At 70.0% G+C, this 6,754-nt stretch carries 6 protein-coding genes; 5 read left to right on the forward strand and 1 reads right to left on the reverse strand.

Annotation, left to right across the window (positions count from 1 at the left end):
- Window positions 1-235: 235 nt before the first annotated feature.
- From OXG79_02035 to OXG79_02045, 3 genes are read left to right on the forward strand one after another with little or no spacing between them, the layout of a single operon-like run.
- A complete protein-coding gene (locus OXG79_02035) occupies window positions 236-1,801 on the forward strand; it encodes a CAP domain-containing protein (protein MCY3782545.1) in 1,566 nt (521 codons plus the stop codon).
- 39 nt (window positions 1,802-1,840) lie between these two features.
- On the forward strand, window positions 1,841-2,449 hold the full coding sequence (locus OXG79_02040) for a VTT domain-containing protein (GenBank protein ID MCY3782546.1): 609 nt from the start codon (window positions 1,841-1,843) through the stop codon (window positions 2,447-2,449).
- Between the two features lie 4 nt (window positions 2,450-2,453).
- Complete coding sequence (locus tag OXG79_02045) at window positions 2,454-2,888, forward strand: NUDIX hydrolase (protein ID MCY3782547.1); 435 nt, start codon at window positions 2,454-2,456, stop codon at window positions 2,886-2,888.
- On the opposite strand, the gene OXG79_02050 is transcribed toward OXG79_02045, so the two are convergent.
- Window positions 2,885-4,327: an HD domain-containing protein gene (locus OXG79_02050; GenBank protein MCY3782548.1), complete on the reverse strand. Its 1,443-nt coding sequence runs from the start codon at window positions 4,325-4,327 to the stop codon at window positions 2,885-2,887. The genes OXG79_02045 and OXG79_02050 overlap by 4 nt on opposite strands.
- Before the next feature lie 127 nt (window positions 4,328-4,454).
- Here OXG79_02050 and OXG79_02055 point away from each other — a divergent pair, with 127 nt between their 5' ends.
- Both OXG79_02055 and OXG79_02060 read left to right on the forward strand, forming a co-directional pair.
- A complete protein-coding gene (locus tag OXG79_02055) occupies window positions 4,455-5,921 on the forward strand; it encodes an FAD-binding protein (protein ID MCY3782549.1) in 1,467 nt (488 codons plus the stop codon).
- Between the two features lie 29 nt (window positions 5,922-5,950).
- Window positions 5,951-6,535 (forward strand): nucleotidyltransferase family protein, encoded by a 585-nt coding sequence (locus OXG79_02060; protein ID MCY3782550.1) that lies wholly within the window; start codon window positions 5,951-5,953, stop codon window positions 6,533-6,535.
- Window positions 6,536-6,754: the final 219 nt, after the last annotated feature.

Genomic DNA, 6,754 nt, shown 5'->3' on the forward strand with positions numbered 1-6,754 from the left:
CCAGTGCGGAAGCCCACGAACCTGATGCTGAGCGGAGTGTTGGCAGCAACTCCCGCGACGGCTTGTCAGAGCGCTGAGGCCACCCGGAGCGTGCCAGGCTATCGATTCAGTCCTCCGCGAGAGCCGCCTGCCCAGAGGCAACCCACCGCCGTTGTACACGCCGCGGTTACGCTCCAGTCGTTACCATCGCGGCATGGTCCGGGCGACAGTTGCGCGTTGGTGGCGCCTCGGGGCCGTGCTCCTGGGCCTCGCGGTCTGGGCCACGGTCAGCCCCGCGCTTGCTCAAGATGCGGACTACGCGGTGCCCGGCGGTCATGTCTACACGCAGGCCGCGGGTGACGCCCCGCCCGGCGCCGGATTCCTCGTGAGCGATGCCGACGGCATCCCCTTCTGGACCCGTTTCCAGGAGCTGGGCGGACCGCACGTCGTGGGCTATCCCGTGAGCCAGCGCTTCGAGTGGCTCGGCTTCACCGTCCAGGTGATGCAGAAGCTGGTGTTCCAGTGGCATCCGGCCACGTCGGAGGTGATGTTCATCAACGTCTTCGACGAGCTCAATCGCGCGGGCCTCGACGACGAGCTGGCTCGGCTGCTCGTGCCGCGGCACCAGACCTTTCCCGAGGAGCAGGGGCTGTCCTGGAACGAGGTCATCGGCCGCCGCTGGGGCTTCATGGATGCCAGCCCGCCGATACGGGACGCGTACTTCGGACCCGACGACCCCTTGCGCTGGTTTGGCCTGCCGACATCCGAAATCGTGCACTACGACGGCATGAGCTCCATCCGTGCGCAGCGGGCCGTGATCCAGCTTTGGCACATCGACACCCCCTGGGCGCGCGCGGGGGAGGTGACCATCGCCAACGGCGGCGATCTGGCAAAGCAGCTTGGCCTATTCCCGGAATCGGTCTTGCAGCCGCGCCGCGAGGGTGCCGAACCCGCCCCAACGGCCGCACCTGAGCCAACGGCCACACCTGAACCAACGGCCACACCTACCCCAACGGCCTCACCTGCCCCAACGGCCTCACCTGCCCCGCCGGTCAGCGTCAGCGGGGACGCGGTCGTGGACCGCATGAACGAGGTGCGCGCCGACCTGGGGTTGCCGCCGCTGACGGCGCACCCGGCGCTGATGCAGGCGGCGCAGGCCCACGCCGACTACTACGTGATCAACCGGAACGATCCCAACTCCGGCGGCCTGCACACGGAAGTGGCCGGAAAGCCGGGCTTCACCGGACGCACCATCGGCGACCGCGCGGACGCCGCCGGATATCCGTTGGGCTGGGTGGACGAGACGTTCGGCTTCCTGCCACCCGCGCGCACGCTGGAATGGGCCTTGGGCACCGTGTTCCACCGCTACATGTTCGTGCACCCGTCGGCGGTCCACGTCGGCTACGGCTGGGCCTCCGCCGAGGGCACGCGCGCCGCCGTGTTCAACGTGGGGCTCTCGCCGCGCCACACCGCCGACGTTCCGCTGCCGTCGGTGATGCCGCGCAGCGCCGCCGTCAATGTGCCCCACACCTGGGACGGGGCCGAGTGGCCCGATCCCGCGCCCGGCGTTACTCGACCGCTGGGACCGCCCATCACCCTCATCTTCGGCCTCGGCGACCGAGTCGCGTGGGGCGAGGCCACCGTCACGCCGGACGGCGGCGCGCCGGTCGCGCTCACGCGCTCGGTCAGCGAGTGGCGGCGCGCCCTGGCCCTCGTCCCGAACGACCCGCTGGCCCCGAACACCCTCTATCATGTGCGGGTCACCGGCCAGCGCAACGGCGAACCGTTTGCCGTGGCGACGCATTTCACCACCACGTCCTGAGGACCGCACCATGCCCTGCCTCCGCCATCCCGCACGCCCATGCAGCTGATTTCCGACCTCGGCCACTGGGTGCTGGACTGGGCCGACACGCCCTGGGGCGCGCTGGCGCTCTTGGTGCTGGCGTTCTGGGAGTCGAGCTTCTTCCCCATTCCGCCCGACGGTCTGATGATCGCGCTGATGGTGGGCAATCTGCCCTTCACGTTCGGCTTTGCCGCCATCGCCACCGTCGGCTCGCTCACCGGCGCCATGCTGGGCTATTGGATCGGACTCCGGGGCGGGCGGCCGATTCTGAATCGACTGTTCGCGCAGGACCGCATCCTCTACGTCGAGCGCCAGTTCCAGCGGCGCGACGTCTGGGCCGTCTCCATCGCGGCCTTTACGCCCATTCCCTACAAGGTCTTTGCCATTGGGGCCGGTGCGTTCCGGCTGGACTTCAAGCGGTTTCTGCTGGCCTCGCTGATCGGGCGCGCGGGCCGGTTCTTTCTCGTGGGCGGGCTGATCACGCTCTTCGGCGATCCCATCGAGGCGGCGATCGATGAGTATTTCGATGTGCTGGCCCTGGCCTTCGTCGTGGCGCTGATCGCCGGAATCGTGGTGCTGCGCCTGGTCACCCGGCGGAGCCACGCGGCTTCCGAGTCCGCCGAGTAGCGCCGTGCCGCCTCCGCCCCGCTATCCCGTCGGCGCCGACGCGGTGATCATCGCGCCGTTCGAGGACGGCGATCGCGTGCTCCTGGTGCGGCGGGGCACTCCGCCGCCGGGGTGGGCCATTCCGGGCGGGTTCGTGGAGCCGCACGAAGACTTGCCGGATGCCGCACGCCGCGAGCTGCGGGAAGAAACCGGCATCGCGCTGGACTCGCTAGTGCACATCGGCGCCTACGGCCACCCGGACCGCGATCCCCGCGGACGCATCATCGGCATCGTGTTCGGCGCCCGGTTGGACGCGCCGCCCGCGGTCACCGCCGGTGATGACGCTGCCGACGCGCGCTGGTTTCCAATCAACGCGCTGCCCGACGACATCGCCTTCGACCACCGCGACGCGCTCCTGGACGCGATCGAGCAACTCTGCTGCGGCTGCTGCGACCCCTAGTCCGCCGGCTGCTCCCTAGGACCGTCCACGTGCTCCAGGAAAGCCTCACGCACTCCCCGTCGGCGCATGGCATCCGTGTCGGCGTCGCCGGACCGCAGGACGTAGAGCCGGGCGAGGCGTTCGGGCTGGCCACCGGCACCCTCGAGCGCGGACCCCGGCGCCTCGCTAATCGGTCGTAGGTTTCCGCCCGGGTCGCCCACCAGCGGCGGCTCTCCGGCACCGAGTCCGCCGTTGCCACTCGATGCGCCCGTGACGACCTGGTCGGTGAGGAAGATCTCCGCGGCATCCACGCCGGCCGCGCGGGCGATCGTGCGCCTGGTCGCGTTGAACTCCTCCAGTAAGTCGGACTGCGCCTGCGTCCCGCGAGCGCGCTGCTCCCAGGCCAGCAGCGGGGGCTGCCGATCGACCAGGGCCGAGGCGATGCGCGCGGTCATGCCGCGGCCGGCCGGATCGGCGCGGCGCGCGGCTTCATTCCAGAGCCAATGATCGTCGAAGCTGCGGAACGTGCCGTCGTCGAGCGCCTGGTGGAGGCCCTCCAGGGAGGTGAACGGCAATCGATCACGAGTGGCCAGCGATACCCAAAAGGCGGCCACGAGCACCGAAAAAGCCGTGACGGTCTTGTGAAAGATCACCTGGCTATACATGAAGCGGCGGGCCAGCAGGTAGTGCTCGAGCGCCGGCTGACCCCGCGTCTCGACGTAGACCACGTGGCTCCCCGCGACGTCAGGCCCCAGCCGCATGCGGCGAATCAAATGGTCGAGCTCGACCCCGCCATAGCGCACGCCAGCGTTGTGCGCGTCGCGCAGCAGATAGTCGAGGCGGTCAACGTCGAAGTGCGACGCGACGAGCTGGCGGCGGTAACGCGGACCGTTACGGCCTTGCAGGAGCGCCCGCACCTCGGCGGCGGCATCGTCCCTGCCGACATACGCGTCGATGCGGCGCTGCAGCGTCGCATCGCGCCTGATGATTTCGGCGGCCAGGCGCTCGTGGTGCATGTCGGACGCCGGGGCCGGATGTGAGGCGGCTGACGCCGCAAGCTGCAGCCAGTCCGACTCGCAAGCGGTGTCCAATCCGAGATCGAGGCCGGGGGACGGTGAATGGTGCAGCCACGCCGCGATCGGCTCGACGACGTGCGATAGCGGGTAGTGCCCCAGGTCGTGCAGCAGAGCCGCCGCGCGGAGCAGTCGGCCCTCGGCGTCGAGGTCAATGCCCGGCGGCGGCTCCGTGGCCTCCAGGCGCCGCCACACCCGGCGCATGATCTCCTGCGCCCCGATCGAATGCGCCAGGCGCGTATGTCGTGCGCCGGGGAACACGAGCGAGGCCGTGCCCAGCTGCTCCAGTCGCCGGAGGCGTTGCATCGCCGAATGGTCCACCAGCGCGAGCAAGGGCGCCTCGAGCTCGATCGGCCCGAGCACGTTGTCGTGAATGACCGTCGCCATCGCGTGCAGCGCATCCCCAGCCGGTATCGCGTCCGCGCCAGAGTATCGGCTTCACGCCCCCGCGCCCGTCACCAACGTGCGCGCCGGCGTTGCGAGTGCGGCCTGGTGGTCGTAGCGTAGAGGCACCATGGCCACCGCGACCTCGACCTTCAGCGTGGGCCGGATTGCCCTTGCCGGCGCCTTGCGTCGCGCCATCGGCGACGACTGGGTCATGTCCGAGCCCGACGAAGTGGCCATCTACGCCTATGACGGCTCGGTGGAGCATGCGCTGCCCGACGCGGTCGTGTTCCCGCGGGACGCCGCCGAGACTCAGGCGGTGGTGCGCATCGCCCACGAGCTTGGCGTGCCCATCATCGGCCGCGGCGCGGGCACCGGGCTGAGCGGCGGCGCCATCGCCGCCTGCGGCGGCATCGTGGTCAGCACCTCGCGCATGAACCGCATCCTCGAGGTGGACTACCGCAACATGCGCGCGGTGGTGGAAGCCGGCGTGGTAAACGCCGACCTCAGCGCCCATACCTCCGGCTACGGGTTCCACTACGCCCCGGACCCGTCCAGCCAGGCGGCCTGCACCATCGGCGGCAACATCGCCACCAACGCCGGCGGCCCGCACACCCTGCTCCACGGCGTGACCACTAACCACGTGCTGGGGGTCGAGTTCGTGACCCTCGACGGGCGCATCGTCACCGCCGGCGGCGGGGCCCTGGATCATCCCGGCTACGACCTGGCGGGGCTCTTCTGCGGCAGCGAGGGCACGCTGGGCATCGCCACGAAAGCCGTGGTGCGATTGGTGCGCACGCCGGACCAGGTGCGCACCATGCTTGCGTCCTTCGCCGAGGTCGCGCAGTCCAGCGCCGCGGTCTCCGGGATCATCGCCGCGGGCATCGTGCCGGCCGCAATGGAGATGATGGACCAGATTTCCCTGGAGGCCATCGCGCAGTACGTGCCGGCGGCCAACCTGCCCATCGACAAGGCCGCCGTGCTGCTGATCGAGCTGGAAGGCGTGGCCGCCGAGCTGGAGCCCCAGGAAGCGGCGATCCGCGGCGTGTTCGCCGAGCACGGGGCGGCCGAGGTGCGCGTGGCCGCCGACGCGCGCGAGCGGGCGCTGCTCTGGTTGGGGCGCAAGAGCGCCTTCGGGGCGATGGGGCGAATCTCGCCGAACTACTACGTCCAGGACGGCGTGATCCCGCGGACGACGATCACCGACGTGCTGGCGCAGATCGCGGGCGTGAGCGACTTCTTCAAGATCACCATCGCCAACGTGTTTCACGCCGGCGACGGCAACTTGCACCCCCTGCTGTTGTTCGACGACCGCGAGAACGGCGCGTTGGACCGCGTGATCGAGTGCGGCACCAGCGTGCTCAAGGTGTGCGCCGACGCGGGCGGCATGCTGAGCGGCGAGCACGGCATCGGGATGGAGAAGCACCGCAACATGGGGCTCGTGTACAGCGACGCCGACCTGGAGCGCATGCAGTGCCTGCGGCACGTCTTCAACCCGCGCAACCTGTTCAACCCGGGCAAAATCTTCCCCACCGCGGTCTCGTGCGCCGAGGTGAACAACCTGCGCCGCGGCACGGTCGAGGCCGCCCACTCATAGGCGCCCCGCCCGCGCCCAAGCTCTGCGCGGTGGTGCTGGCCGCCGGTCGCTCCGAGCGCTTCGGCTCGCCGAAGCCGCTGATCCGCTGGGGCGAGGTTTCGCTGGTGGCGCACCAGGTGCGGGCGCTGTCGGCTCTCGATGAGGTCGCTGAGGTGGTCGTCGTCACCGGGCATCGCGCGGAGGACGTGCGGACGGCGCTGGACGGCCTTTCGGCGCGCACGGTGCACAACCCGGACTACGCACAAGGCCGGGCCACGTCCGTCGCCTGCGCCGCCCGAGCATTGCCCGAGGACTGCGACGGCATCCTGCTGGTCAGCGTGGACCAGCCGCTGCATGCCGACGCGCTCGCCGACCTGGTGGCTGTGTGGCGCGACGCACCGGGGGACATCGTCAGGCCGCTCCACGAGGGACGGCACGGGCATCCGGTCATCTTTCCGGGCGACCTGCGCGCCGAGCTGGCCGCCGTCGACGACGCCACCGAAGGCCCCCGCGCCGTGGTCCGCCGCCACGCCGCCCGCCTGCGCGACGCGCCCACCGAATATCCCCACGTGCTCCTCAACCTGAACACCCGCGCGGCCTACGACGCGGCACTGGCTGCGTTTGGTCTGCGGTAGTGGATCAGTCTGCTTTCTTCGGTGTGCATGAGGCGGAAGCGTCCCCTCACCCCGACCCTCTCCCCGTGTTTAGACCGGGTAGATGGTTTACGGGTGTTCGGAGACATCGTTTACACATTTAGGCGGGATCCCGCAGGTCCACGACGTCCAGTTCATCGGTCAGGAAGTGGATGGTCCAGCGACCGTCGATTGCCGTGGGGCGGAAGGCCACGGGCTGCC

The organism is Chloroflexota bacterium (assembly GCA_026706485.1).
Classification (GTDB): domain Bacteria; phylum Chloroflexota; class UBA11872; order UBA11872; family UBA11872; genus JAJECS01.